Origin of the sequence: Roseovarius sp. A46, from assembly GCF_004126395.1 — a bacterium.
GTDB lineage: Bacteria > Pseudomonadota > Alphaproteobacteria > Rhodobacterales > Rhodobacteraceae > Roseovarius > Roseovarius nitratireducens.
In genome coordinates, this window is sequence record NZ_PVWS01000017.1 from 58,419 (window position 1) to 82,905 (window position 24,487).

Annotated in this window: 22 protein-coding genes; 12 read left to right on the top strand and 10 right to left on the bottom strand. The window is 67.5% G+C overall.

Features of this window, described 5'->3' with window-relative positions; all coding sequences use genetic code 11:
* The first annotated feature begins 71 nt into the window (after positions 1-71).
* Positions 72-770, top strand: coding sequence for a CDP-alcohol phosphatidyltransferase family protein (locus C6W92_RS10625; protein WP_129432938.1), 699 nt, complete (start codon positions 72-74; stop codon positions 768-770).
* A 340-nt stretch (positions 771-1,110) separates the two neighbouring features.
* Here C6W92_RS10625 and C6W92_RS10635 read toward each other — a convergent pair whose 3' ends face one another.
* Positions 1,111-2,943, bottom strand: a complete 1,833-nt coding sequence (locus tag C6W92_RS10635) for an alpha/beta fold hydrolase (RefSeq protein ID WP_129432939.1) — start codon at positions 2,941-2,943, stop codon at positions 1,111-1,113.
* A 177-nt stretch (positions 2,944-3,120) separates the two neighbouring features.
* Between C6W92_RS10635 and C6W92_RS10640 the strand changes: the two genes are divergently transcribed.
* Positions 3,121-5,790 (top strand): cation-transporting P-type ATPase, encoded by a 2,670-nt coding sequence (locus tag C6W92_RS10640; RefSeq protein WP_129432940.1) that lies wholly within the window; start codon positions 3,121-3,123, stop codon positions 5,788-5,790.
* Positions 5,791-5,818: 28 nt separating this feature from the next.
* Here the strand turns inward: C6W92_RS10640 and C6W92_RS10645 are convergent, their stop codons facing one another.
* On the bottom strand, positions 5,819-6,079 hold the full coding sequence (locus tag C6W92_RS10645; protein ID WP_104018820.1) for a DUF2312 domain-containing protein: 261 nt from the start codon (positions 6,077-6,079) through the stop codon (positions 5,819-5,821).
* 144 nt (positions 6,080-6,223) lie between these two features.
* Here C6W92_RS10645 and C6W92_RS10650 point away from each other — a divergent pair, with 144 nt between their 5' ends.
* The gene (locus C6W92_RS10650; RefSeq protein WP_129432941.1) at positions 6,224-6,439 is read left to right on the top strand and encodes a hypothetical protein; all 216 of its coding nucleotides are present in this window, start codon (positions 6,224-6,226) and stop codon (positions 6,437-6,439) included.
* On the opposite strand, the gene C6W92_RS10655 is transcribed toward C6W92_RS10650, so the two are convergent.
* From C6W92_RS10655 to C6W92_RS10690, 8 genes are all read right to left on the bottom strand, one after another.
* Positions 6,426-8,282, bottom strand: a complete 1,857-nt coding sequence (locus tag C6W92_RS10655; protein ID WP_129432942.1) for an enoyl-CoA hydratase-related protein — start codon at positions 8,280-8,282, stop codon at positions 6,426-6,428. The genes C6W92_RS10650 and C6W92_RS10655 overlap by 14 nt on opposite strands.
* A gap of 88 nt (positions 8,283-8,370) precedes the next feature.
* Complete coding sequence (locus C6W92_RS10660; protein ID WP_129432943.1) at positions 8,371-8,580, bottom strand: hypothetical protein; 210 nt, start codon at positions 8,578-8,580, stop codon at positions 8,371-8,373.
* 89 nt (positions 8,581-8,669) lie between these two features.
* Positions 8,670-8,996 carry a TraR/DksA C4-type zinc finger protein gene (locus C6W92_RS10665; protein WP_129432944.1) on the bottom strand — a complete coding sequence of 109 codons (327 nt, stop codon included), beginning with the start codon at positions 8,994-8,996 and terminating at the stop codon, positions 8,670-8,672.
* A gap of 76 nt (positions 8,997-9,072) precedes the next feature.
* On the bottom strand, positions 9,073-10,230 hold the full coding sequence (locus C6W92_RS10670) for a FliM/FliN family flagellar motor switch protein (protein WP_129432945.1): 1,158 nt from the start codon (positions 10,228-10,230) through the stop codon (positions 9,073-9,075).
* An 80-nt stretch (positions 10,231-10,310) separates the two neighbouring features.
* Complete coding sequence (locus C6W92_RS10675; RefSeq protein WP_129432946.1) at positions 10,311-13,004, bottom strand: ATP-binding protein; 2,694 nt, start codon at positions 13,002-13,004, stop codon at positions 10,311-10,313.
* Positions 13,001-13,297: a hypothetical protein gene (locus tag C6W92_RS10680; protein WP_104018813.1), complete on the bottom strand. Its 297-nt coding sequence runs from the start codon at positions 13,295-13,297 to the stop codon at positions 13,001-13,003. The genes C6W92_RS10675 and C6W92_RS10680 overlap by 4 nt, the downstream gene beginning before the upstream one ends.
* Positions 13,294-13,662 (bottom strand): response regulator, encoded by a 369-nt coding sequence (locus C6W92_RS10685; protein WP_129432947.1) that lies wholly within the window; start codon positions 13,660-13,662, stop codon positions 13,294-13,296. Before C6W92_RS10685 ends, C6W92_RS10680 begins: the two co-directional genes overlap by 4 nt.
* A 73-nt stretch (positions 13,663-13,735) precedes the next feature.
* Positions 13,736-15,046 (bottom strand): XRE family transcriptional regulator, encoded by a 1,311-nt coding sequence (locus tag C6W92_RS10690; protein WP_129432948.1) that lies wholly within the window; start codon positions 15,044-15,046, stop codon positions 13,736-13,738.
* A 222-nt stretch (positions 15,047-15,268) separates the two neighbouring features.
* On the opposite strand from C6W92_RS10690, the gene C6W92_RS10695 reads away from it, so the two are divergent.
* The 9 genes from C6W92_RS10695 to C6W92_RS10735 all read left to right on the top strand — a co-directional run.
* Positions 15,269-16,621 carry a substrate-binding protein gene (locus C6W92_RS10695; protein ID WP_129432949.1) on the top strand — a complete coding sequence of 451 codons (1,353 nt, stop codon included), beginning with the start codon at positions 15,269-15,271 and terminating at the stop codon, positions 16,619-16,621.
* Between the two features lie 103 nt (positions 16,622-16,724).
* Entirely contained in the window at positions 16,725-17,756 is a 1,032-nt protein-coding gene (locus C6W92_RS10700; RefSeq protein WP_129432950.1) for a branched-chain amino acid ABC transporter permease, read from the top strand.
* Between the two features lie 4 nt (positions 17,757-17,760).
* Positions 17,761-18,963, top strand: a complete 1,203-nt coding sequence (locus C6W92_RS10705; protein ID WP_129432951.1) for a branched-chain amino acid ABC transporter permease — start codon at positions 17,761-17,763, stop codon at positions 18,961-18,963.
* A gap of 12 nt (positions 18,964-18,975) precedes the next feature.
* Positions 18,976-19,731, top strand: coding sequence for an ABC transporter ATP-binding protein (locus tag C6W92_RS10710; protein WP_129432952.1), 756 nt, complete (start codon positions 18,976-18,978; stop codon positions 19,729-19,731).
* A 15-nt stretch (positions 19,732-19,746) separates the two neighbouring features.
* A complete protein-coding gene (locus C6W92_RS10715; protein WP_104018807.1) occupies positions 19,747-20,502 on the top strand; it encodes an ABC transporter ATP-binding protein in 756 nt (251 codons plus the stop codon).
* Between the two features lie 91 nt (positions 20,503-20,593).
* Positions 20,594-22,543 carry an acetate--CoA ligase gene (gene acs, locus C6W92_RS10720; protein WP_129432953.1) on the top strand — a complete coding sequence of 650 codons (1,950 nt, stop codon included), beginning with the start codon at positions 20,594-20,596 and terminating at the stop codon, positions 22,541-22,543.
* Between the two features lie 168 nt (positions 22,544-22,711).
* Positions 22,712-23,293: a hypothetical protein gene (locus C6W92_RS10725; protein WP_129432954.1), complete on the top strand. Its 582-nt coding sequence runs from the start codon at positions 22,712-22,714 to the stop codon at positions 23,291-23,293.
* A gap of 34 nt (positions 23,294-23,327) precedes the next feature.
* Positions 23,328-23,876: a YceI family protein gene (locus C6W92_RS10730; RefSeq protein WP_129432955.1), complete on the top strand. Its 549-nt coding sequence runs from the start codon at positions 23,328-23,330 to the stop codon at positions 23,874-23,876.
* Positions 23,877-24,145: 269 nt separating this feature from the next.
* Positions 24,146-24,487: BrnA antitoxin family protein (locus C6W92_RS10735; protein ID WP_129432956.1), on the top strand; the 342-nt coding region annotated here is incomplete at its 3' end.

The window sequence follows — 24,487 nt, forward strand, 5'->3', positions numbered from 1 at the left end:
TCCGGCCCGGCCCCTGAAATGGGGCCGGGTTTCGCTTTGCAAAACCCCGGTGCTTGGGGCATGAAAAAGCCATGACACCTCATCACCGCGGCCTGCTCGTCCACTTGTTCACCGCCACCGGCGCGGTTTTCGCGATGCTCGCGATGCTCGCCGCGATCGACCGCGAATGGGAATTGATGTTCCTGTGGCTCGTGGTCGCCTTTGCCGTCGATGGCATCGACGGGCCGCTGGCGCGCAGGTACCATGTCCAGACCACCGCACCGGAATTCGACGGCGTGCTGCTCGACCTCATCATCGACTACCTCACCTACGTGTTCATTCCGGCCTTCGCGCTGTTCAAGTCCGATCTGCTGCCGGGCTGGACGGGATGGGTGGCGATCATCGTCATCACCTATGCCAGCGCCATGTATTTCGCCGATAGCCGGATGAAGACGCGGGACAATTCCTTTTCCGGCTTCCCTGGCTGCTGGAACATGCTGGTGCTCGTGCTGTTCGCAGTCGAGCCCGCAACCTGGATAATCCTTGCACTCGTGACGGTGCTGGCGGTGGCGATGTTCCTGCCGCTGAAATTCATCCACCCGGTTCGCACCGAACGCTGGCGCTGGCTGTCGCTGCCGATGGCGCTGGCGTGGACGTTTTTCGCGGGCTGGGCGGCCTGGGTACATTTCGACCCCGAAAGCTGGGCACATTGGGGGCTGGTGGTCACCAGCATCTACCTGGTTCTCGTGGGAATCGTGCAACAGATCATTCCGCTGCGCGACGAAATCTGAGGCATAGCGCAGCATCCGTTCGATATTGCAGATCCCCTCTGGCGTCTCCTTCCCCGCCTTGGTGCAGAGCGCGCAACAGCACACTGGCCGATCTTGACCGGCTCCTTCCCACACTCGACCCCAAGGCGGAAATCGTCGCCTATTGCCGAGGGCCCTATTGCATCTACGCCCACCAGGCCGTGGCCCCGTTGCGCAACCGCGGCTTCAACGCGCGGCGCATGGACGGCGGCCTGCCGGAATGGCGCGCGGACGGGCGCGCGATCATGACGGGCGGTCAGTCGCAGACAAAACGCTCCGGCAGGATGCGCGGGGTATCATGCCAACCCGATCAGCAGATGCCTCAGGTTTGATGGATATACGTCCCCGGTGCGTCCGCGAGGGGGGGATAGCCCTGATGACTGCCGGGCGCGGGTACCGCGCCACTGCTGTGGCGCATCAGCCAACGCCCCCATTCCGGCCACCACGAGCCCGCCACCGGATCATGTGCCGCCAGCCATGTGTCGGGGTCGCGGTAATGCGCCCCGGCAGGCCTGTGGCCGATCCGGTAATGCCGTCCCCTGTGCCCCGGCTCAGACAGGATGCCACCGTTATGGCCGCCCTTGGTGAGCAGGAAATGCAGGTCGCAATCGGTGAACAGCGCGGTCTTGTAGACCGACCGCCACGGCGCGATGTGGTCGGTCTCGGTGCCCACGACAAAGACCGGCACGGAAATGTCCTTGAGCGCGATCACCCGCCCCTCGACTGCAAAGCGCCCCGCCGAGATGCGGTTCTCCAGAAAGATACCGCGAAGGTACTCCGAATGCATCCTTGCGGGCATCCGCGTCGTGTCGTTGACCCAGACGGTGACATCGGTGGGCAGGTCCGGCTCGCCCAGGAAATAGCGGCGCACGGCGCGCGACCAGATCAGGTCCTCCGACCGGATGGCGGCGAAGGCACCCGACATCTGCGGCCGGTCCAGATAGCCCTGCGACCACATCAAGTCCTCCAGAAAGGCCACCTGGCTCTCGTCGAGAAACAGCAGCAACTCACCCGCCTCGACGAAGTCCACCTGCGCGGCCATCAGCGTGACAGAGGCGAGGCGGTCGTCACAATCGCGCGCCATCGCCGCCGCCGCGATGGCCAGTAGCGTGCCACCGAGGCAATAGCCGTTGGCGTGCACCTTTTGGCCCGGCACGATGTCGTTGATCACGTCGAGCGCCTGCATGATCCCCTGCGTGCGGTAATCCTCCAGCGACAGCTCAGCGTGCTCGGCCCCCGGGTTGCGCCAAGAGATGCAGAACACTGTGTGCCCCTGCCCCACCAGCCAGCGAATAAAGGAATTCTCGGGCGAAAGATCGAGGATGTAGTATTTCATGATCCACGCCGGCACGATAAGCACCGGCTCGGCCTGCACCTCCGCGGTGGTGGGCGAATACTGGATCAGCTCCATCAGCTCGTTGCGCCACACCACCTTGCCCGGTGTCGCGGCCAGCACCTTGCCGAGCGCGAATTCCTCGGGCAGGGCGCGATGCTCCTGCGCGAGAATGTGGCAGGCGTCATCGGCATAATGCGCGGCCCCCTCGAGCAGGTTGCGCCCGCCGGTGGCCTGCGTCTTCTCGATGATCTCGGGATTGCCAAGCGGGAAGTTCGACGGCGACACGCTGTCAAGAAGCTGCCGCATGGTGAAGCCGGTCCGGTCCGCGTTCTGCTTGCGCAATCCGCGCAGGTTCGAGGTGGCCGCCTCCCACCAGTCCTGCGTGGCGAGAAACCCCTGCTGCCAGAGCGCGAAGGGCGCCCTGTCCCAGCCCTCATGCGTCCAGCGCGTGTCGTAGCGCCCCGGTGCAAAGGGCTTGTCCGGTGCCTTCCCGGTCATCTGCGCGGCGGCGTATTGCGCCAGCTTCATCCCGTTTGCCTGCGCCCGCTCCGCCAGTTCCAGTTGCCGCCCCGGCGCGCGGGCGAGGTGCATGGCCCAATCGCTCCACGCGTCGATCATCGCGTGGGGCGACAGCCCGGCGGTAAACCGCGCGAGGCTGGCCATCGTGGCGCGGTCGAGCGCGGCATGCAGGTGCGGCTCCGCCTGGTCGGGGCGCGCGCCTTCGGCTGGCGCGGGCACCTGCGGAACCTCGGCAGGCGGAGTCAGAGCGTCCTGCGGCGCGTCCTCGCGGGTCTTGCGGCGGGCGGGCGTGCGGGTCATGCGGAACTCTCCTTTGCGGTCAGCGGGGAGGCAACGACAGGCCACACCCGCGCGTCCGAGTATCGCTGTCATGGGAGGGGATGACACTGACTTGTGTCAATTCCCTGCAAGGGCCAGGTCATGTATCGTCGCCGCGCGGACCGGCCCACCGGTCCGCCACCGAATCCGGGGATCACCATGCACGACAGGACAACCGAAAGCGCGCTCGAAGCACTCGGCGGGACGCCCGCGGGGCTGAGCGGCGACGAGGCCGCCCGCCGTCTCGCCCGCCACGGCCCGAATCGCCTGCCAGATCCCCCCGGACGCGGTCCGCTGCTGCGCCTGCTCGCGCAGTTCCACAACGTGCTGATCTACGTGCTGATCGGCGCGGCGGCGGTCACGGCGGCGCTGGGACACTGGGTGGATACCGGGGTGATTCTCGCGGTGGTGGTCGTCAACGCGGTGATCGGCTTCGTGCAGGAGGGCCGCGCCGAACAGGCGATGGCCGCGATCCGCGAAATGCTCGCCCCGCGCGCAGCGGTGCTGCGCGACAGCCACCGCATCACGGTCGAGGCAAGCGATCTGGTGCCCGGCGACATCGTGCTCGTGGAGGCAGGCGATCTCGTTCCCGCCGACTTGCGCCTGATCCGCGCCAACGGGCTCAAGGCGGGCGAGGCGATCCTCACCGGCGAGTCGGTGCCGGTGGACAAGGGCTGCGCGCCGGTCGACACCGACGCCCCGCTCGGCGACCGCGCCTCGATGCTCTTTTCCGGCACGCTCGTCGCGGCGGGCACCGGGCACGGCGTGATCAGCGAGACGGGCGGCGACACGCAGATCGGACGCATCAGCGGCATGCTGGGCAAGGTCGAGGTGCTGACCACCCCGCTCGTGGAGCAGATAGACCGCTTCGCGCGCTGGCTCACCATGTTCATCCTAATCGTCGCGGGCACGCTGCTGGCCTATGGCTATTTCGTTGGCCACTTGGGTTTTGCCGATCTGTTCATGGCGGTGGTGGGCTTGTCTGTCGCGGCCATCCCCGAGGGCCTGCCGGCGGTGCTCACCGTCACGCTCGCCGTCGGCGTGCAGGCCATGGCAAGGCGCAACGCCATCGTCCGCCGCCTGCCCGCGATCGAGACGCTTGGGGCGGTTTCGGTGATCTGCACAGACAAAACCGGCACACTCACCCGCAACGAGATGATGGCCGCGACGCTCGCCACGACCGGGCGCGTTCACAAGATGACCGGCGAGGGCTATGCCCCCGTGGGCACTTTCGACATCGACGGCGAGACGCGTGCCACCCTTGAGGAGGCCGCGCGCGTGGCGGGGCTGTGCAATGACGCGGTGCTGCACGGTCCAGAGGGGGGCTGGCGCGTGGAGGGCGATCCGATGGAGGGGGCCTTGCGCGCGCTCGCGGGCAAGATCACCGGCGAGGGAACCACGCCCTTCGGCGGCTGGGCGCGGCGCGACGCCATCCCCTTCGACGCAGCGCACCGCTACATGGCAACGCTCGACCATGACGGGGCGGGGCGCGCTTGCATCCACGTCAAGGGCGCGCCCGAGGCGGTCCTCGCGCTCTGCAGTACTCAGCGCACGGAGGATGGCGGCACGGCCCCGCTCGACACAGAGAATTGGCACGAAACGGTCGAGACGCTCGCCGCCGACGGGCAGCGGGTGATCGCGGTGGCCACGCGCGCAGCCGAGGCGGGGCAGGACGCGCTCCGCCCCTGCGATCTCGACGGGCATCTCACCCTCGTCGCGCTCGTTGGCCTGATCGACCCGCCCCGCCCCGAGGCCATCGCGGCGGTGGCCGAATGCCGCGCCGCGGGCATCCGCGTGAAGATGATCACCGGCGATCACGCCGCCACCGCCCGCGCCATCGCCGCGCAGGTCGGGCTGCAAAATCACGACCGCGTACTCACCGGTGCCGATCTCGAGGCGATGGATGATGCCGCCCTCGCTGACGCGGCGACGCAGACCGACATCTTCGCGCGCACCTCTCCGGCGGACAAGCTGCGGCTGGTGACCGCGCTGCAATCGCGCGGTCTCACCGTGGCGATGACCGGCGACGGGGTCAACGACGCCCCCGCGCTCAAGCGCGCGGACGCGGGCATCGCCATGGGGCTCAAGGGCAGCGCAGCGGCCAAGGAGGCGGCCGAACTGGTGCTGGCCGACGACAATTTCGCCTCGATCGCGGCGGCGGTGCGCGAGGGGCGAACCGTCTACGACAACATCAAGAAGGTCATAAGCTGGACCCTGCCCACCAACGCGGGCGAGGCTATGACCATCATCACCGCGCTCTTCGCTGGCATGGCGCTACCAATCACGGCGGTGCAAATCCTGTGGATCAACCTGGTCACAGCCGTCACGCTGGGTCTCGCGCTGGCCTTCGAGCCGTCCGAGCCGGGCACCATGCTCCGCCCGCCACGCCCGCGCGATGAGCCGCTCCTGACCGGCGGGCTGGTCTGGCACATCGTGCTAGTATCAGCGCTGTTCCTCGCGGCGGTGTTCGGGATGTATTTCCACGCCATCGACAAGGGCTACCCTTCGGCGCTGGCCCAAACCATGGCGATGAACACGCTCGTCGTGCTGGAGATTTTCCACCTGTTCTTCGTCCGCAACATCCACGGCACCTCGCTTACATGGGCGGCAGCACGGGGCACGAGAACGGTCTGGATCTGCGTCGTGGCAGTGACGGGCGCGCAATGCGCCATCACCTACGTGCCGCCCCTGCACCGGGTTTTCGGAACGGCACCGGTGCCGCTAACCGAGGGGTTGCTGATCATCGGTGTCGGCGTCGTGTTCTTTGTCCTCATCGAGACGGAGAAACAGATGCGCCTCGCCTTTCGCCAGCGCCCGCGTGTTGGCTGAGCCACCGCCGAGACGCGCGCAGCCCCAGTCAGCTCATGCCGAGCGCTTCCTTGTACATCTCCAGCACCGCCTCTTCCTCGGCGATATCGTCCCGGTCGCGCTTGCGCAGCGCGATCACCTTGCGCATCACCTTGGTGTCGTAGCCGCGCGCCTTGGCTTCGGCCATCACCTCCTTCTGCTGGTCGGCGATGTCCTTCTTCTCGGCCTCCAGCCGCTCGAAACGCTCGATGAACTGGCGTAACTCGTCTGCGGTGACGCGATGGGCGGCGTCGGACGTCATGTCGTTCATGAAAGGCCTCCGGTCTGGGTCAGGCCGCCTGACTATCGCCGCCGCGCGCCCCGCGCAAGCGCGATCACGCCCGCGCCCCTTGCGCAGAGTGCCGCTTTGGCCTAACCGCGGACGGCAACACGCGAAACCGACGGAGGGCGCACGATGGAAATGCTGGTCTGGGGCGGCGCGGCGGTCTCTCTCGCTGGGCTCGCGGGGCTCGTCTGGTGCATTCTCAAGGTTTGGCGGCTGCGCCGCGCGGGGCTATCGGACGCCGAGATGCGCACCGCGGTGCAGGCGGTGTTGCCGATCAATCTCGCGGCGCTGTTCCTGTCGGTCATCGGGCTGATGCTGGTGGTGGTGGGCATCATGCTCGGCTGATCGCGGCGGCGCGGCGGAAATACCCCTGCCCTTCGCGCACCCGCGCCGCGATACCCGGCTGCGGCGCCCACAGCGCCTCCGACATCGGCGCCAACGCCTTCATGTCGCGCAGCACCGCCAGCATCCCGCGATCATCGGCGGCAAAGAGCGGCCCGCCCCGGTCGCGCGCCATGCCCGGCGCAGCGGTAGCCAGCAGATCGACATCGCCAGAACGCCCCAGCACGCCGTCTGCCAGCATCCGCTCGGCCATGTTGACCAGCGCGGCGTGCAGCGCTTCCGCCGCGCCCACGCCCTGCGGCAACCCCGCGCCCCCGTCGGCACGCCCCGGGCGCGGACCTTCGGGCGGATATTCGTAGAATCCGCGCCCGACAGCGCGCCCGTGCGCCCCGCGTGCAATCCGCGCGGCGAGCGGCCCCTCCAGCCCCGGCGGTGACATGTCCAACCTCGGTGCCAGCGCCGCCAGCCGCGCCTGCGCCGCGTCGAGCCCCTCGCGATCCATGGCGAGGCACGGCCCCTCTGCAAGGCCCAGCGCGACCGCGCCATGATCCACCTCGTCCGGCCCGAGACCCACGCGCAAAAGCGCCAGCGCCGCGAAATCCAGCGCACCCGACAGCAACCGCCCGGCCCCCGGCCCCGCCGCTGGCAGCCGCGCGCGCACCACGCCCAGCCGCGCCCGCGCCAGCAGCCACGCCAGCGCCGCTACCGCCTCCGCCGCGGCACCCGGCCCGACACCGATCTCGGCAAGCGCCGCATCAGGCGAGAAGCGCAGCCACAACCCGTCGTCCCCGAAACCGGCGCCCGTGTCGAGCGTTACCCGCATCGGGCCCGCAGGGGCCGCGCCCGGCTCCGATTCGATCCACAGGTCGGCGCGCTCCGCCGGGTCTTCTCCCACGAGCGCGACGCCCGCCGCCTCCAGCCGCTCGGTCAGGGCCGCGGGAATCGCGCCCGCGACCCCCACCCGCGCGACCGCACGCGGCGGGGCGGCGCGCATTTCGGGCAGTGCGCGCGCGCGTCCCTCGGCCAGCCGCAGGTGGCGCAGCGCACGGGCCTCGCGGCTTTGCGCGCGCTCAGTGGCGATCACCTCCTCAAAATCGAGCCCCTGCGCCAGCGGCAGAAGCTGCGCCGCCTCGATCGCGCGCAGGATGTCCGCTGCCGCGCCCTCCCCCTCGCCGAGCCGGGCGCGCACGGTGGCGACGGCGCGCTGATAGCCGCGCGGGTCCGACAGGCCGCGCTGCGGGTCGCGCCGCGTGGAATCGGGGTCTGCTTCGGCCAGCCGCAGGGCCAGCGCCCGTGCCGCGGGCTCGACCTGCGCCGTGTCAGCCTCGACGCGATCGAAAAGCGGGCGCAGGCGCGTCTCATCCGCACGCACCGGACGGCCCGAGAGCATCATCTCCAGCGCCGCCTGCGCGCCCACGAGGCGCGGCAGGCGCTGCGTGGCCCCCGCACAGGGCATCCCGGCCAGCGCGATCTCGGGCAGCGAAAGGCGCGTGCCCTCGTGGGCCACGCGCGCGTCAGCCGCCACGGCCAGCGACAATCCCACCCCCGCAACCTCGCCACACAGCGCCGCGACCACGGGCTTGGGGCACGAGGCCACGGCGCGGCACAGGTCACCGGGTGTGGGCGCGCGCGGTGCGGTCATGTCCTCCGACAGGTCGAGCCCCGAGGAAAACCCCGTCCCCGTGCCCGCGATCACCACGGCGCGGCAGGCTGCGTCCTGCGCGGCTTCGTCCAGCGCCGCGACGAGCGCCGCGCGCATCTCGGGGACAAGCGCGTTGGCTACGGGCCTGTCGAGCCGCAGCACCAGCACCCCACCGTCGCGCACGCGTTGAACGGTCTCGGTCACGTCTGCCCCGCCTGTTGCCGCCTGTTCGAGGCGATTACAGCGGGAAAGCGCCGCGCGTGCAAGCGCGCTGGCACCGCGGCGTGACCGCTCAGATCGGCATGTTGTCGAATTCGGCCTCGATCGCCTCGCTCAGCAGCTTGGTATGCAGTGCCTTGACGCTGTCCGGCACGGCGCGGCCCTCCTCGCGCAGCTGCGCGATGACGCGACGCACTTGCGGCTCGTGACGATAGCGCGTCTCGGGCGCAGCCACGCCGATCAGGGTCTGGAGACGATCGAGTTCGGCATCAAGGTGAGTCATGGCATTCCTCCCAAAGGCACGACAACCTTAGCGTGTTTTCGTCACGCGATGAATAGGTACCGTGCGCGCGCGACAGAATTGTGAACGGATCACCCCACCTGTGCCGCACATTGGCGGCACAGCGGCGTTTCCGGCAGGACGTCGAGCCGCTCGGCGGAAATCTGCTCGCCGCAGCTCGTGCAGATGCCGTATTGCCCTTCGCGGATGCGGGTGAGCGCGGCGCGGATGCGGGCAATCTCGGCCTCGCCGCTCTGGCCCAGCCGTTCGAGCACCTCGTCGCCCTCGCGTTCCGTGGCAGCCTCCTCCCAGTCGTCGGCGCGCGGCGCATCCAACTCGGCCTCGATGGCGTGCAACCGGGTATCGAGCTGGCGCAGCCGCCGCATCAGCGCGGCGCGGTATATCGCGGTATCAAGCATCGTGGTCCTCCCGTCGTCGCCATATGTATGCGCTCAGGAGCATAGCGGCGGGCGCGCACCGATGCCTTGATGCATGTCAACCGGAGACCGGGGCGAGCGCCGTGCCGCCCTGGGCCGCGGTCGCCGTGCCGTCCATGTCATCGCCGGCATCGGCGCCGCTTGTTCCGTGCCCTAGCATCTCCTGCCCCACCGACTCCTGCCCCATCGTATCATAGGCCTCCGGTGCCGTCGCCATCGCGGTGTCCGGGGCCCCGATCTCCGCGCGGCTGGCTCCGCCGGGCTGCGCGCCCGGCACCCGCCCGGCGGCCCCGGCCCCGGCCCCGGTTGTGCTCGCCGCAGGGGTCGCACGGGGCGCTTCGTCGCCCTCATCCGCGCCTGTTCCCGCCAGCCGCAGGGCGCGCCAGCCATCGCGCCGGCCCAGCCGCCCCTCTGCCGCGACATGGCCTCCTGCGCCAACAAGCCGCACCTTGCCCAGGGTGTCTCTCGCGACCTCGAGCCGCTGACCCACCTTGAACGCCATCGCCGCACGAAGCGGCACGCGAATTCGCGCCAGCACCGCGTCGAGCGCCACCGCTGCCACGTTCTCGAGGTCGCGCGCCGGTGCCCCGCGTCCCGCCGGGGCCACGTCGCGCGCGGGCACGGGCGGCGCGGGCGGCAAGAGCAGATCCAGCCGCCCGGTGCGCAGCCCCGGCCCAAGATCGACCGTGAGCCGGAAAAAATCGAACTCCGGCGCCACGAGCAGCAACGCCAGCGCGCGCGCGTCCTCTACCCGGTCGCCGAAATGAAAGCCGCGCGCCGCTTGGTCCGCCCCGCTCTCGCCCATACCGTCGTCGAACCCCGACAGCAGTGCATCGACGAGCGGCGCGACCATTGCCGCATCGGTTCGTGTGGGCGCGCGCGCGCGCACCTCACCGGGCCGCACGCGCCCAGTGGTCTGCACTTCGACCAGCGCGGCCACCAGCCCCGGGCAAAGCCGCATCGCCGCGCGCGCGCCCGCCGCCCCGTCGAGCAGAAGGTAAAGCCCCTCTGTGCCGAGCGTAGACTCGACCTCGCCCGCCTCGACCCTGCACTGTTCCACCGTCGCAACGACAAGCGGCAGGTCGAGCAGCGTATCCGCAGCGCGTGCCAGCGCCAACCGCAGTGCGCGCACGGGCGACATCACCCGCCGGTCCGCTCCCTCGCGCGCCGCGCGCGTCTTGCGCCTTATGACCGAAGCCTGTCGCTGCTCTGCCATCCGCCCGGGCCGCCCACCTTCTGTGTCCTTGCCAGAGCCTAGGGGCGGCGGGTTACGATTCTCCTAATCTTGGCGCGGCGCTACTGCGCCGCCATCCGCCCCGACAATGGCAAGCTCACACGGAACGCCGGCCCCGTCTGTCCCGGCAGGTAGGAAACGTACCCGCCGAGCCGCGCCATGATTTCGCGGCAGATCGCGAGGCCGAGCCCTGCCCCGCCGGCCTTGGTCTCGCCGATGCGCGAGAATTTCTCGAAGATCATCGCCTGCATCTCGGTCGGAATACCACCACCATTGTCGACGAAATCCACCACGAGCTGGTCCTCGGCGACCGCCGTGCGGATCGAGAGCACCGCCGGATCGGCATCGCAGTATTTGCGCGCGTTGCTGACAAGATTGATGAAAACCTGCGCCAGCCGGTCGAGATCGGTGCTGAGATCCACACGCTCTGCCTCGCGATCGCGGTGGATGATGAAATGCTCGGTCTCGCCGCCCGCGGCGCGCACCGCCCGGTCGATCAGCGCCTCGAGCGTGCCGGATTGCACGTTGAGATCCACCTGCCCGTTTTCCAGCACGCTGAGATCGAGCAGGTCATCCAGAAGCCGGGTGAGCCGCACCGTCTCGTCATGGATGATCGCGGCGTATTTGTGCTTGTCCTCCGCGCTCAGGTCGTCGGTGTCGCGCAGGATTTCCGAGAATGCCCGGATAGAGGTCATCGGCGTGCGCAGCTCGTGGCTGATCTGCGACAGGAAGCCGTCTTTCTGCACGGAAATCTGGGTGAGCTTCTCGTTGGCCTGCCGCAATTGCCGGGCGGTGCGCGCCAGTTCCTGGCTCTTGGCCTCCAACTGGCTGGAATATTCCATGATCTGCGCGGTCTCGTCGGCCACGGCCATCAGGTCGCGCACCGAGACCGCGGCGCCACCAACGATCTGCGCGATCATCGCGTGCGCGGTGGCCGCGCCCACCGACCCGGCGAGCGCGCGCTCCAGCTCCTGCAGGAAATCGGGGCTCGGCTCGGGCAGGTAGCCCGCCACCCCCTGCCGCCCGGCGGCGGCGGAAAACAGCGCCTGCGCCTCGCGCGCGCCCATGATGCGCTGCGCCATGATGAGCAGGTCCTCGCTCTGCGCCATGCCGCCCGACCAGCCCCCCGGCGTGCCGGAATGGTCAAAGACGTTGACGAACTGCGCGCCCTGCAACCGCTCCAGTGGCTGCGGAAAGCTCAAGAGCGATCCCAGCAGGAAGGAGCCGACATTGAACAGAAGCGACCACATCAGTGCGTGCAGCACCGGATCCATCCCCTCGGCCCCAAAGAGCGCGTAAGGCCGCAGCCAGCCGAAGCCCCACGGCCCCGCCTCATGGAGAGCCTCGGACATGAAGACCGCGGGGCCGAAGCTCGGCAGGAACAGGCAGTAAAGCCAGATCGCCGCCCCCGTGCACAGCCCGGCGAGCGCGCCCGTGCGCGTCGCCCCGCGCCAGAACAGCCCCCCCATCAGCGCCGGCAGGAACTGCGCCACGCCAACGAAGGCGATCAGCCCCATCGCCGCCAACGCCGTGCCACCGCCGGAGATTCGGAAATAGACATAGCCCAGGAACAGCACCCCCACGATGCTGATGCGCCGCGCCGTCAGCGCGACGTTGCGCACGTCACCCGACACCATCGCCGCCCCGCCCGAGTAATGCAGCCAGATCGGCATGACGACATGGTTGGACACCATCGTCGACAGCGCGATTGCCGCCACGATCACCATCGAGGTGGCGCTGGAGAATCCGCCGAGGAACGACAGGATCGCCAGGCCGTCCCGCCCCTCCATCAGCGGCAGGGTCAGCACGAAGAGGTCAGGATTGGTCCCCGCCGGCATCACGTCCAGCCCCACCGCCGCGATCGGCAGGACGAACAGGCTCATCAGCATCAGGTAGCCGGGAAACGCCCAGGCGGCGGTGCGCAGATGATCCTCGTCCTCGTTCTCGACCACCATCACCTGGAACATGCGCGGCAGGCACAGGAACGCCATCGCCGACAGCATGGTGAGCCCCACCCAGCGCCCGGCCGAGACATCGAACCGCGCGATCTCGGACGCCTCGATCCGGTCGAGCATGGCGGCGACGCCCCCCGCAAGACCCCAGACCACGAACACGCCCACCGCCAGTAGCGCGCAGAGCTTCACCACCGCCTCCATCGCGATCGCCATGACCACGCCGTGATGGCGCTCGTTGGCGTCCAGGTTGCGGGTGCCGAACAGGATGGTAAAGACCGCCAGCCCCGCTGCCACCCACAGCGCGGTGGACTGCATGTCAGACAGCGGCGCGGTCGGCACGCCCGGCTCGGCAAAGGCCGCAAAGGCCGCGAAAGAGAGCGTCACCGATTGCAGTTGCAGCGCGATATAGGGCGTCGTGCCCACCACCGCGAGCACGGTCACCAGCACCGCCAACAGGTTGGACTTGCCGTAGCGCGACGAAATCAGGTCGGCGATCGAGGTGATGCGCTGGCTGCGCCCCACCCGCACCAGGCGGCGCAGCGTCCACCACCAGCCGATCATCACCAGCGTCGGACCGAGATAGATGGTGACAAATTCCAGCCCGGACCGCGCGGCAAACCCCACCGCGCCATAAAACGTCCAGGCGGTGCAGTAGATCGACAGCGACAGAGTGTAGACGACGGGCGAACGCAGCCACCGCACCCGCCCCTGCCGCGCGGCGCGATCGGCACCGAACGCCACCCCGAAAAGCAGCACCACATACAGCAGGCAGACCAGCACGAGGATGTTGAGAACGGTCATTCCATCCCCCCGCCGTCTCCCTTCGCGCCGCCGCCATCCGCGCCGCCAGCCTCGTCCTCGCCGCCCCGCAGGTGCCGCGATACCAGCCCCGAGACCACGACCAGCACCGCCCAGAGAACGAAGACGTAGATCATCGCCGCCACCGTGCGGGCGCCGCCACCGGCCCCCTGCCACAACAGCGGCACACAGAATAGGACGCCCCCCGCCAGCGGCAGCAGGCGCGCGGCATCGGCCAGCCGGCGGCGTCGATAGCTGCGCCGCGCGAGAAAGACCGACACACGCTCGGGACTCATGTCCCCGCCAGCGCGCGCACCGCGTCGAGCACGTCGGCGTTCGAGAACGGCTTGGTCATGTAACGGCTCGCGCCTGCGCGCTCGGCCATTTCGCGGTCGCGGGTCTGGCCGCGGGCCGTCAGCATCAGCACGGGCACGGTGGCGAAATCGGCATCGGCGCGGATTTCCCCCAGGATGTCATAGCCGCTCTTGCCCGGCAGCATCACGTCGAGAATGATGAGATCGGGCGTGCGCCGTCGCACCGCGTCCATCGCGTCATGACCATTGGCATGGGTCTTCACATCCCAGCCGTCACGCGACAGGATGAAACTCACCGCCTCGATGATGTTTGGTTCGTCCTCGATCAGCAGGACCGTCTTTCCCATACCATCGGCCTCCCCCTCCGATGAGGCGGTGAAAACCGCCACCGCGCAACTATTCCTAAATTACCCCGCGCTGTCAAAAGCCCTCTGCCAGGATCGACGGTTCACGCCGCGCAACACAGGTGGCCAACGGGCAAATCCGACAGCTCACTCCGATCTCGTCGATGGCGCCGCGCACCTCGCCCGGGTCGGGCAGCAACAGCATGTGCGCACGCACCGGCGCCGGCCGGTCGAACCCGGTCGGCCCCTCGGGCCCGGCCACCGCCAGCGCCTCGACCACCTCGCCGCCGCGCCCGGCCTGCCGCACGCGCCTGCGCAACGGAGCAAGCGGCTGCGCCAACGCGAGATAGAGCGGCCAAAGCGCGCAGGCCCCCGCCAGCCGCGGCATCGAGAACCCCTCGATCGGCTTGCGAAAGATCAGCGTGCCCGAGGCGTCGCAAATCACCAGCCCGACCGGCCCGACCTCGGCCTCGGGCATCGCCGCCATCCGCCGGAACACCTGCGCCAGCCCCGCGCCGGTCGCCTCGGCCAGCCGCGCAGGGTTTGGCCCCAGCGTGCGCACCCGCGTGAGGAACGTCGCCATCGGCAGGGCGCGCGCATCTTCGAGATAGCGCGCCAGCACCGCGCCCAGCAGGTTTTGCGCCGGCCCTGACAGCCCGCGCTCGGCCTCTGCACGCACCAGCCGGGCCACCGCCCGGGGCCCCGCCACCTCGCGCTCCAGCTCGGCAAAATGAAAGCCGCGCGCCGCCAGCACCGCGTGCATCTCGTCCTGTGGCGACTGAACCTCCGCGTCGCGGTTGGGGGCGCCCTCCAGGTATTTCACCAGCGCCTGCGCACCCTCGGTGAGACGCGCACTGTCCTCGTTGATGTTGCGGTGAAACCGCGCGGTCCATTCCGGCTCCAGTTCCTCGGTCTCCACCAGGATCGACGAGGTCGAGCGGATCGCAGTCACCGCAGAAATCACCTCGTGCAGCGAATCCGCGAGGAACGGATCATGCGCAAGCCGGTCGGTCAGCGTCTCGATGGTGCGCTCCATTTCCTCGTTGCGTCGGTAGAGCTCGGTCACGAGACCCGCCCAGCCGGGAAAACGCTCGGCGAATTCCTCGGCCCGGTCGCGCTCGGGGCCGGCATCGTCGGCGGCCCCCGCCGCCTCGCGCAGTCCCGCGACCAGCGTCGCCGCCGCCCCCTCGCTCAGCAGCGACGGCTCGACATCGAGCGCGCCGGCGAGCCGCAGGAGCGTCTTGCCGCCGATTCTGCGGCGGTTATGCTCGATCAGGTTGAGGTACGAGGGTGAAATGCCGACCCGTTTGGCGAGGTCAGTCTGCCGTATACCGGCAAGCACCCGTCTCTCACGGATGCGTGTTCCGATCATGAACTTTTCGGGCATGGATTATTTCTCCGCCTTGGGCTGAACTTGCTGCACCTGCGTGACAATTTATTTACAACAAGACGGGGCCGCGTGTCGATTTTTTTACAAAATAAATGTTTCCACAAAGGCGCTTGTTGCGAAATTTTCTGACGAGCCCTCATAATTGACGTGTGCAGGTTTGTCCTGCACCCGGGTCGTGCGGAGGAGCATGCCCCGACCGAATCATAATGGGAGGATTCCATGTCCAAATCGAACTTTACCCGCCGTGGCGTGCTCAAGACGAGCGCCATCGCAGGTGCTGGCGTTGCGCTGCCGACGATATTTACCGCGTCGAGCGCCGCGGCCTACACCAACGAACCCACGGGCAGCACCGTTACGCTCGGCTTCAACGTCCCGCAGACCGGACCCTACGCCGACGAGGGCAATGACGAGCTTCTCGCACAGCAGCTCGCGGTCGAGCACCTCAACGGCGAGGGCGACGGCGGCTGCCTCAACACGTTCACGTCCAAGGCCCTCAAGGGCAATGGCATCCTCGGCAAGAAAGTCGATTTCGTCACCGGCGATACGCAGACCAAGTCGGACGCCGCACGTGCAAGCGCCAAGTCGATGATCGAAAAGGACGGCGCCATCATGATCAACGGCGGCTCGTCCTCGGGCGTTGCCGTGGCCGTTCAGGGCCTGTGCCAGGAGGCGGGCATCGTCTTCATGGCCGGTCTGACGCACTCGAACGACACCACCGGCAAGGACCGCAAGGCAAACGGCTTCCGCCACTTCTTCAACGCCTACATGTCGGCCGCCGCTCTGGCGCCGGTGCTGGCCAAGGAATTCGGCGAGGACCGCCGCGCCTACCACCTGACCGCCGACTACACCTGGGGCTGGACCCAGGAAGAATCGATCAAGGCAGCGACCGAGGCGATGGGCTGGGAGACCGTGAACGCGGTCAAGACGCCGCTCGCGGCGACCGATTTCTCGTCCTACATCGCGCCGGTCCTGAACTCGGGCGCCGACGTGCTGGTGCTCAACCACTACGGCGGCAACATGGTCAACTCGCTGACCAACGCGGTGCAGTTCGGACTGCTCGACAAGATGGCCAACGGCAAGGACTTCAAGATCGTCGTGCCGCTCTATTCCGAACTGATGGCCGCCGGTGCCGGCGAGAACATCAAGGGCGTGCTGGGTTCGATGAACTATAACTGGCAGCTCGACAACGAGGGCTCCAAGGCGTTCGTCAAGTCCTTCGGCGAGAAGTACGGCAAGCCGCCGTCGAACTCGGCACAGACCTGCTACGCGCAGGTGCTGCTCTATGCCGATGCCTGCGAGCGTGCCGGCACGTTCAACCCCTGCGGCGTCGGCGAGGCCCTCGAAGGCTTCGAATTCGACGGGCTGGGCAACGGCCCGACGCTCTATCGCGCTGCCGATCACCAGTGCTTCAAGGACGTGCTTGTCGTGCGTGGTGCACAGAACCCGACCAACCAGTACGACACGCTGGAAATCGTCGAGGTCACGCCGACCGATCAGGTCATGTATGCACCGGATCACCCGATGTTCGGCGGCAAGGAAGCGTCCCTGGGCGAGTGCAACCCGGGCGCCTGAGCCTTCTCGAAAAAGACATCCGGTCGCGCCACCGCGCGCGACCGGACCCGCGCCGCAGCCCGACAGCGATCTGCGGCGCGCTTTCAACCCATAGGTGGGACCGATGGACGTCATTCTTCTGCAAATCCTCAACGGGCTCGACAAGGGGTCTGCCTACGCGCTGATCGCGCTGGGCTTGACCCTGATCTTCGGCACGCTCGGCGTCGTCAACTTCGCGCATGGTGCGCTCTTCATGATCGGCGCGTTCTGCGCGGTCACGTTGCAAAAGTTCCTGTCGCTCAGCCACACGGTCATAGACGAGAGCCAGACCGATTTCCTCGGCAACCCGCTGAAGGTCGAGAAGCCCTATATCATGGACTGGTTCGGCCCCGACATCGGCGGCGGGATCATCGAATGGTCGGTGCCGCTTTCAATCCTGTTCGCAATCCCCGTCATGGTTGCCGTCGGCTTCGCGATGGAACGCGGTCTTATCAAGCACTTCTACAACCGCCCCCATGCCGACCAGATTCTCGTGACCTTCGGCCTGGCGATCGTGCTTCAGGAAATCATCAAGTATTTCTTTGGTGCCAATCCGATCCCCACCCCGGCCCCCACGGCGCTGTCGGGCAGTATCGACCTGGGCGTGATGATCGGCTTCGAGGTCAACGAAATCGTCTACCCGCTCTGGCGCATGGTCTATTTCGCCTTCGCGGCGGTGATCATCGGCGCGGTGTTCGCCTTCCTGCAATTCACCACCTTCGGCATGGTGGTGCGCGCCGGCATGGCCGACCGCGAGACGGTGGGCCTCCTTGGTATCAACATCGACCGCCGGTTCACCATCATGTTCGGCATCGCCGCGGCGGTCGCGGGGCTGGCGGGGGTGATGTATACCCCGATCAACCCGCCCAACTATCACATGGGCATGGATTTCCTCGTGCTCAGCTTCGTTGTTGTGGTCGTGGGCGGCATGGGCAGCCTGCCCGGGGCCGTCCTCGCCGGGTTCCTTCTGGGCATCCTCGAAAGCTTTGCCTCGACAACCTGGGCCACCACCACCATCCCTGGCATCAACCAGGTTATCATATACCTTGTCGCCATCGTCGTCCTGCTGACCCGCCCGCGCGGTCTGATGGGACGCAAAGGCGTGATGGAGGAGTGACCCCATGTTTGGACTGAACAAGAAAGACGCGCTTCTCTTCCTCGTCGTCATCGGGATCACGCTGCTGGCACCGTTCCTGCTCAACCCCTTCCCCGAAGGCAGCGGCATGGCACAGTTCAACGCGGGCTACCCGGACCTGCTCCAGCGGTTCGCGATCTACGGCATCTTCGCCATCGGCTTCAACATCCTCTTCGGCCTCACCGGCTATCTCAGCTTCGGGCACGCGGCCTTTCTCGGCGTGGGCTCCTACGCCGCGGTCTGGATGTTCAAGCTCTTCACCTACAACGTAGTGCCCGCCATCGCCTTTGCGGTAATCATCGCGGCGATCTTCTCGGTGCTGATCGGCTACATCTCGCTGCGCCGGTCGGGGATCTACTTCGCGATCCTGACGCTGGCCTTCGCGCAGATGTCCTTTGCCCTGGCCTATTCGGTGCTGTCGAACCCCAAGTTCAACCTCACCAACGGCGAAACCGGGCTGCAGGTCTACAGCAATGACCTGCAGATGTTCCACCGCACGGGGCTGCCCGACATGCCGCATATCTTCGGTCTGTCGGTACGCGCCAGTTACGAGCTGGAGCTGGGCGCTTGGTCCTTCACCTTCAACGTCGGATACTACCTCTGCGCCCTCATCATGCTGATCGCCTTCTACTTCGCGATCCGGCTGTTCCGCTCGCCCTTCGGGATGATGCTGCGCGCGATCAAGTCCAACAACACCCGCATGACCTATACCGGCCTCAACGCCAAACCCTACGCGCTCGCGGCCTTCGTGATCTCGGGCATGTATGCCGGGCTCGCAGGCGGCCTGCTGGCGGCCATGGACCCGCTCGCGGGGGCAGAGCGCATGTTCTGGACGGCCTCCGGCGAGGTGGTTCTGATGACGATTCTCGGCGGTGCGGGCACGCTGATTGGCCCGGTTCTGGGCGCGGGCCTGATCAAGTACATGGAAAACATCGTCTCCAAGATCAACGACAACGTCCTGCACCAGTGGTTCGCCTTCCTGCCCGACGGGATGGAGGATGCGGTTGTCGCCCTCATCCACCCGTTCGTGGGCAAGGGCTGGCACCTCACGCTGGGCATGATCTTCGTGCTGGTGGTGATCTTCCTGCCGGGCGGCCTGGTCGAAGGTGGGCAACGCATCGCACGTCTCTTCCGCGGCAAGAAGGCCCGCGAGGCCGAGAAATCCTCTCAATCCAACCCCGCGGAATAAGGAGCGCACGACATGGGCATTCTCGAAGTCAAGAACGTCAACAAGCGCTTCGGCGGGTTGCAGGCGCTCGGCGACGTCAACCTCAGCATCATGGAGAACAGCGTCCACGCCATCATCGGTCCCAACGGCGCGGGCAAGTCCACCCTGCTCAACGTCCTGATCGGCAAGCTCATCCCCGATACCGGCTCGGTCATGTTCCAGGGCCAGTCGGTGCTCGGGCGCAAGCCCTACGAGATCAACCAGATGGGCATCTCCCGGGTCTTCCAGACGCCAGAGATCTTCGGTGATCTCTCGGTGCTGGAGAACATGATGATCCCGATCTTCGCGCGTCGCGACGGCGTGTTTCGCATGCACGCCTACGAGAACTCCTCGAACGAGCGCGAGATCGTTGACCAGGCCGAGACCATGCTCGAAAACCTCGGCCTCGCCGAGCAGCGCCACGATCACTCGGCCTCGATGTCGCGCGGCAACAAGCGGCGTCTGGAAATCGGCATGTGCCTCGCGCAGGAGCCCAAGCTTCTGCTGCTCGACGAGCCGACGGCGGGCATGGCGCGCGCCGACACCAACAACACCATCGACCTGCTCAAGCAGATCAGTGACGAGCGCGACATCACCATCGCGATCATCGAGCATGACATGCACGTGGTGTTCTCGCTCGCCGAGCGGATCACCGTGCTGGCGCAGGGCTCGCCACTGGTCGAGGACACCCCCGAAAACATCAAGGGCCATCCCAAGGTGCGCGAAGCGTATCTTGGCGAGAGCGCCTGACGAGGAGCGCGCACAATGAACGTCAAACCCGACTTTTCCAAGGGCGTGAGCCACGCCGAGACCGCCCCCGCCTTTCTCTCCGTGTGGAACATGGAGAGCTATTACGGCGAGAGCTATATCGTGCAGAACATTAGCTTCAACGTCCACGAGGGCGAAATCCTTGCGCTTCTGGGCCGCAACGGCGCGGGCAAGACCACCACGCTGCGCTCGATCGCGCGGATGGACAGCCCGCAGTTGGCGCATGGCGAGATCTGGCTCGATCACCAGCCGCTTCACAAGATGAGAAGCCACGAGGCGGCGGCCGCGGGCATCGGCCTCGTACCCGAGGACCGGCGCATCATCCCCGGCCTCACCGTCGAGGAAAACCTGCAACTCGCGCAGATCGCTCCGCCCGTGGGCTGGTCGATCGATCGGCTTTACGAGCTGTTCCCGCGCCTGCGCGAACGCCGCGACCAGGAAGGCACGACACTTTCGGGCGGCGAACAGCAGATGCTCGCCGTGGCCCGGGCGCTGGCTCGCGACATCAAGGTGCTGTTGCTCGACGAGCCCTACGAGGGCCTCGCCCCGGTGATCGTCGATGAAATCGAAAAGACCCTGCGCGTCATCAAGGAACAGGGCATCACCACGATCATCGTCGAACAGAACGCCGTGCGCGCGCTGGAACTTGCGGATCGCGCGGTGATCCTCGATACCGGCGGCATCGTGTTTGACGGCACCGCCGCCGAAGTGCTTGAAGACGAAGAGCTTCGCAGCGAGTATCTGGCCATCTGAGGCCAGCGCTTCCGCCCAGCCGTCTTTCTCCCTGTTGACAGCGGGGCGGCTGTCGTCTTCGATCCAACCGCATCAGCGAGGAGGAGCCATCATGTCCGATCAAACCTATGCCCCAAGCGCGGATTTCGCCGCCAATGCCCATATCGACGCCGCGAAATACAAGGAAATGTACGCCGCCTCGATCAATGACCCAGGGGCGTTCTGGCGCGAGCACGGGCAGCGGATCGACTGGATCAAGCCCTACAGCCGCGTCAAGGACGTGAATTACGAATTCGGCAACGTCTCGATCAAGTGGTTCGAGGATGGCACGCTCAACGTCGCCGCCAACTGCATCGACCGGCATCTGGCGACACGCGCCGACCAGACCGCGATCATCTGGGAGCCCGACGATCCCACCGACGATGCCCGGCACATCACCTATCGCGAGCTTTACGACAACACCTGCCGCATGGCCAATGTTCTCAAGGGCATGGGCGTGGGTCGCGGCGACCGCGTCGTGCTCTACCTGCCGATGATCCCCGAGGCCGCCTATGCCATGCTCGCCTGTGCGCGCATCGGCGCCATCCACTCGGTGGTCTTCGCCGGCTTCTCGCCCGATGCCCTCTCGGCGCGGATCAACGGCTGTCAGGCCAAGGTCGTCATCACCGCCGACGAGGCCCCGCGCGGCGGGCGCAAGACGGCGCTCAAATCCAACACCGACGCGGCGCTCCTGCATTGCTCGGACAAGGTGAAATGCCTCGTCGTCAAGCATACCGGCGGTCAGACCACCTGGATTGACGGGCGTGACCACGACTACAACGCACTGGCCGCCGAGGCCGCCGCCGACTGCCCGCCCGAGGAAATGAATGCCGAGGATCCGCTCTTCATCCTCTACACCTCCGGCTCGACGGGGCAGCCCAAGGGCGTGGTGCACACCTCCGGCGGCTATCTCGTCTATGCCGCGATGACGCACGAGCTGGTGTTCGACTACCACGAGGGCGACGTGTTCTGGTGCACCGCCGATGTCGGCTGGGTCACCGGCCATAGCTATATCGTCTACGGGCCCCTCGCCAACGGCGCGATCACCCTGATGTTCGAGGGCGTGCCCACCTACCCGGACGCCTCGCGCTTCTGGCAGGTCTGCGACAAGCACAAGGTCAACCAGTTCTACACCGCCCCCACCGCGATCCGTGCATTGATGGGGCAAGGCACCGAATATGTCAGCAAATGCGATCTGTCATCGCTCAAGGTACTGGGCACCGTGGGCGAACCGATCAACCCAGAAGCGTGGAACTGGTATAACGACAACGTCGGAAAAGGCCGCTGCCCCATCGTCGATACCTGGTGGCAGACTGAAACCGGCGGTCACCTGCTGACCCCCCTGCCCGGCGCCATCGCCACCAAGCCCGGCAGCGCCACGCTGCCGTTCTTCGGGATCGAGCCGGTCGTGCTGGAGCCCGAGTCGGGCAAGGAAATCACCGACACCGAAGCCTCCGGCGTGCTCGCGCTCAAGGATAGCTGGCCCGGGCAGATGCGCACCGTCTGGGGCGATCACGAACGCTTCGAGGCGACGTATTTCCAGCAATACAAGGGCTATTACTTCTCCGGCGACGGCTGCCGCCGCGATGCCGACGGCTATTACTGGATCACCGGCCGCGTCGATGATGTCATCAACGTCTCGGGCCACCGCATGGGCACCGCCGAGGTGGAATCCGCCCTCGTCGCGCACCCGCAGGTCGCCGAGGCTGCGGTCGTGGGCTATCCGCACAATATCAAGGGTCAGGGCATCTACGCCTACGTCACCCTGATGAACGGGGTCGAGCCCTCCGAGGACCTGCGCAAGGAACTCGAAAAATGGGTCCGCACCGAGATCGGCCCCATCGCCAAACCCGACCTGATCCAGTGGGCCCCCGGCCTGCCCAAGACTCGGTCGGGCAAGATCATGCGCCGCATCCTGCGCAAGATCGCCGAGAACGATTACGGCTCGCTCGGCGATACCTCGACGCTGGCCGATCCGTCGGTGGTGGACGACCTGATCGAAAACCGCATGAACCGCGGCTGAGACCCCCCCCCCGGGCCCGGCCCGGGGGCGCCCCCCTTCCTCCCGCACCGTCATCCCCGGGCCCGACCCGGGGACCTCTCCCGCCAAGAGCGCGCCCGCCCGAACCGGGTGATGACACCACGTACCCGCCACCTTGAGAACAAACCATAAACATTCTATCTTCGCCCCATGACCGCCCTCGCCCGCATCCCGCGTCCCGCCTCCGCCATAACCGGCCCGCTTGCCCTCGCCTCCGGCCGGCTGCACGAGGGTTGCGGCCCCGCGCGGCACACATGGGCGATGCTGGTGGCGGGCGCGCTTGCAGGCCCGGTGCTGTGGATCGCCCCCGCCTGGGCCACCGATCGCCCCGAGCCCTGCGGCTTCGCCCGCTTCGCCGAGCCCGGTCGGTTTCTCTTCGTCACCCCAGACCACCGCCCCGACCTGCTGTGGTGCATGGAAGAGGCACTGCGCAGCGGCGCGGCGCCGCTCGTGGTGGCGGACTTGCCGGGCCTCCCCGGCCTCACCCCCGTCCGCCGCCTGCACCTCGCCGCCGAGGAGGGCGGCAGCCGCGCGGCCCAGCCGCCCCTCGGGCTGATCCTGACACCGGGCGAGGGCGGCGCGCCGGGGGTCCAGAGCCGCTGGCACATGGCCCCCGCCCATCTGCCCCATGCCGACCGCTGGCACCTCGCCCGCCGCCGCGACCGCAGCGCCCCACCCGCCGACTGGCACCTCTCGGGCCACCCCAGCGCCTGGGCGTTCAACAAGATGTGATGGCCCCGCGGCCCCGCCCGCCCTATCAAGGGGCATGATCCGCCTCGCCCTCGCGCTCATCGCTACGCAGGCCCTCGCCGCGCCCGAGGCCTACCGCCTCGACACCGCGCGCTCGGTCGTGGCCTTCACCTACGATCTCGCCGGGAACGCGGGGCGCGGCACCATGCCCGTCGCCTCCGCCGACATGGCGCTCGACCTCGCGAACCCGCCGCAAAGCCGCGTCACCGTCACCCTCGATGCCAGCGGCGCGCGGGCCGGGTTCTTCCTCGCCACGCAGGCGATGAAGGAGTCGCAGGGCCTCGACACCGCGCGCCACCCCTTGATTACCTTCCGCTCCACCCGCATCACCGGCACGCTGAGCGAGGCGCGGGTCGAGGGCCTGCTCACCGTCCGCGACACCACCCGCCCGGTGATGCTTCAGGCCGGTCTCTATCGCCAGCGCGGGACCGACCCAGCGGACCTCACCCGCCTCACCGTCCTGCTCACTGGCCAGATTGACCGCCACGCCTTCGGCGTCACCGGCTTTTCGGACCTCGTCGGCCCGACGATCAGCCTGCGCATCGTGGCGCGGATCGAGCGGTAGGGGTGAGGCACATAAGGTGTTTGATTCCATGACTTTATGGGGCAATCCGGCGCGAGCCGGGGCTGCTGTTCGCGGGTGTGAACCGGCCGGGGACGCGGGTGGAGAACCTCGACCGGCATTTTACCGAGGCGGCGGGGGGCGGGTGAAAACCGGGGGCTGTGGCGCGTCGGTATCCTGTCGGTATTGCGTCGGTGGCGGCGCACGGGGGGCGAGGGCCGCGTTAACGGGTCCCGTGAGAGGGTGCCCCCCCGCAACCCCGGAGTGCCCGCATGGCCCGCATCACCAAGACCCAACGCCTCGCCCGCGACACGCTGTTGCGCGACCTCATCCACCTGAACCGCGACGACTGGATCGACGCCACGCTGCCGGACGTGGTGCCCGACGCCTGGCACACGCTGGAGGTCGATCTGGATGTCGAGGAGCCGCGCGAGAAGGTGACGCTCTACCTCGACCGGTCGGTGGCGCGGTTCTACCGCGGGATGGGGCGGGGCTACCACGCGCGGATCAACCGGCTCTTGCGGACATGGGCGCAGATGAAGATCGCGGGGGAGGTGCAGCTGGATGCGTATCTCGCGAAGCGGGTGGGGGGTGATGAGGGGGAGGATTCGGGG

Bases quoted from the DNA above. Each gene is read 5' to 3' on its own strand.
- C6W92_RS10625 (WP_129432938.1), top strand. From the start codon at position 72: ATGACACCTCATCACCGCGGCCTGCTCGTCCACTTGTTCACCGCCACC.
- C6W92_RS10635 (WP_129432939.1), bottom strand. From the start codon at position 2,943: ATGACCCGCACGCCCGCCCGCCGCAAGACCCGCGAGGACGCGCCGCAG.
- C6W92_RS10640 (WP_129432940.1), top strand. From the start codon at position 3,121: ATGCACGACAGGACAACCGAAAGCGCGCTCGAAGCACTCGGCGGGACG.
- C6W92_RS10645 (WP_104018820.1), bottom strand. From the start codon at position 6,079: ATGAACGACATGACGTCCGACGCCGCCCATCGCGTCACCGCAGACGAG.
- C6W92_RS10650 (WP_129432941.1), top strand. From the start codon at position 6,224: ATGGAAATGCTGGTCTGGGGCGGCGCGGCGGTCTCTCTCGCTGGGCTC.
- C6W92_RS10660 (WP_129432943.1), bottom strand. From the start codon at position 8,580: ATGACTCACCTTGATGCCGAACTCGATCGTCTCCAGACCCTGATCGGC.
- C6W92_RS10665 (WP_129432944.1), bottom strand. From the start codon at position 8,996: ATGCTTGATACCGCGATATACCGCGCCGCGCTGATGCGGCGGCTGCGC.
- C6W92_RS10670 (WP_129432945.1), bottom strand. From the start codon at position 10,230: ATGGCAGAGCAGCGACAGGCTTCGGTCATAAGGCGCAAGACGCGCGCG.
- C6W92_RS10675 (WP_129432946.1), bottom strand. From the start codon at position 13,004: ATGACCGTTCTCAACATCCTCGTGCTGGTCTGCCTGCTGTATGTGGTG.
- C6W92_RS10680 (WP_104018813.1), bottom strand. From the start codon at position 13,297: ATGAGTCCCGAGCGTGTGTCGGTCTTTCTCGCGCGGCGCAGCTATCGA.
- C6W92_RS10685 (WP_129432947.1), bottom strand. From the start codon at position 13,662: ATGGGAAAGACGGTCCTGCTGATCGAGGACGAACCAAACATCATCGAG.
- C6W92_RS10690 (WP_129432948.1), bottom strand. From the start codon at position 15,046: ATGCCCGAAAAGTTCATGATCGGAACACGCATCCGTGAGAGACGGGTG.
- C6W92_RS10695 (WP_129432949.1), top strand. From the start codon at position 15,269: ATGTCCAAATCGAACTTTACCCGCCGTGGCGTGCTCAAGACGAGCGCC.
- C6W92_RS10700 (WP_129432950.1), top strand. From the start codon at position 16,725: ATGGACGTCATTCTTCTGCAAATCCTCAACGGGCTCGACAAGGGGTCT.
- C6W92_RS10705 (WP_129432951.1), top strand. From the start codon at position 17,761: ATGTTTGGACTGAACAAGAAAGACGCGCTTCTCTTCCTCGTCGTCATC.
- C6W92_RS10710 (WP_129432952.1), top strand. From the start codon at position 18,976: ATGGGCATTCTCGAAGTCAAGAACGTCAACAAGCGCTTCGGCGGGTTG.
- C6W92_RS10715 (WP_104018807.1), top strand. From the start codon at position 19,747: ATGAACGTCAAACCCGACTTTTCCAAGGGCGTGAGCCACGCCGAGACC.
- acs (WP_129432953.1), top strand. From the start codon at position 20,594: ATGTCCGATCAAACCTATGCCCCAAGCGCGGATTTCGCCGCCAATGCC.
- C6W92_RS10725 (WP_129432954.1), top strand. From the start codon at position 22,712: ATGACCGCCCTCGCCCGCATCCCGCGTCCCGCCTCCGCCATAACCGGC.
- C6W92_RS10730 (WP_129432955.1), top strand. From the start codon at position 23,328: ATGATCCGCCTCGCCCTCGCGCTCATCGCTACGCAGGCCCTCGCCGCG.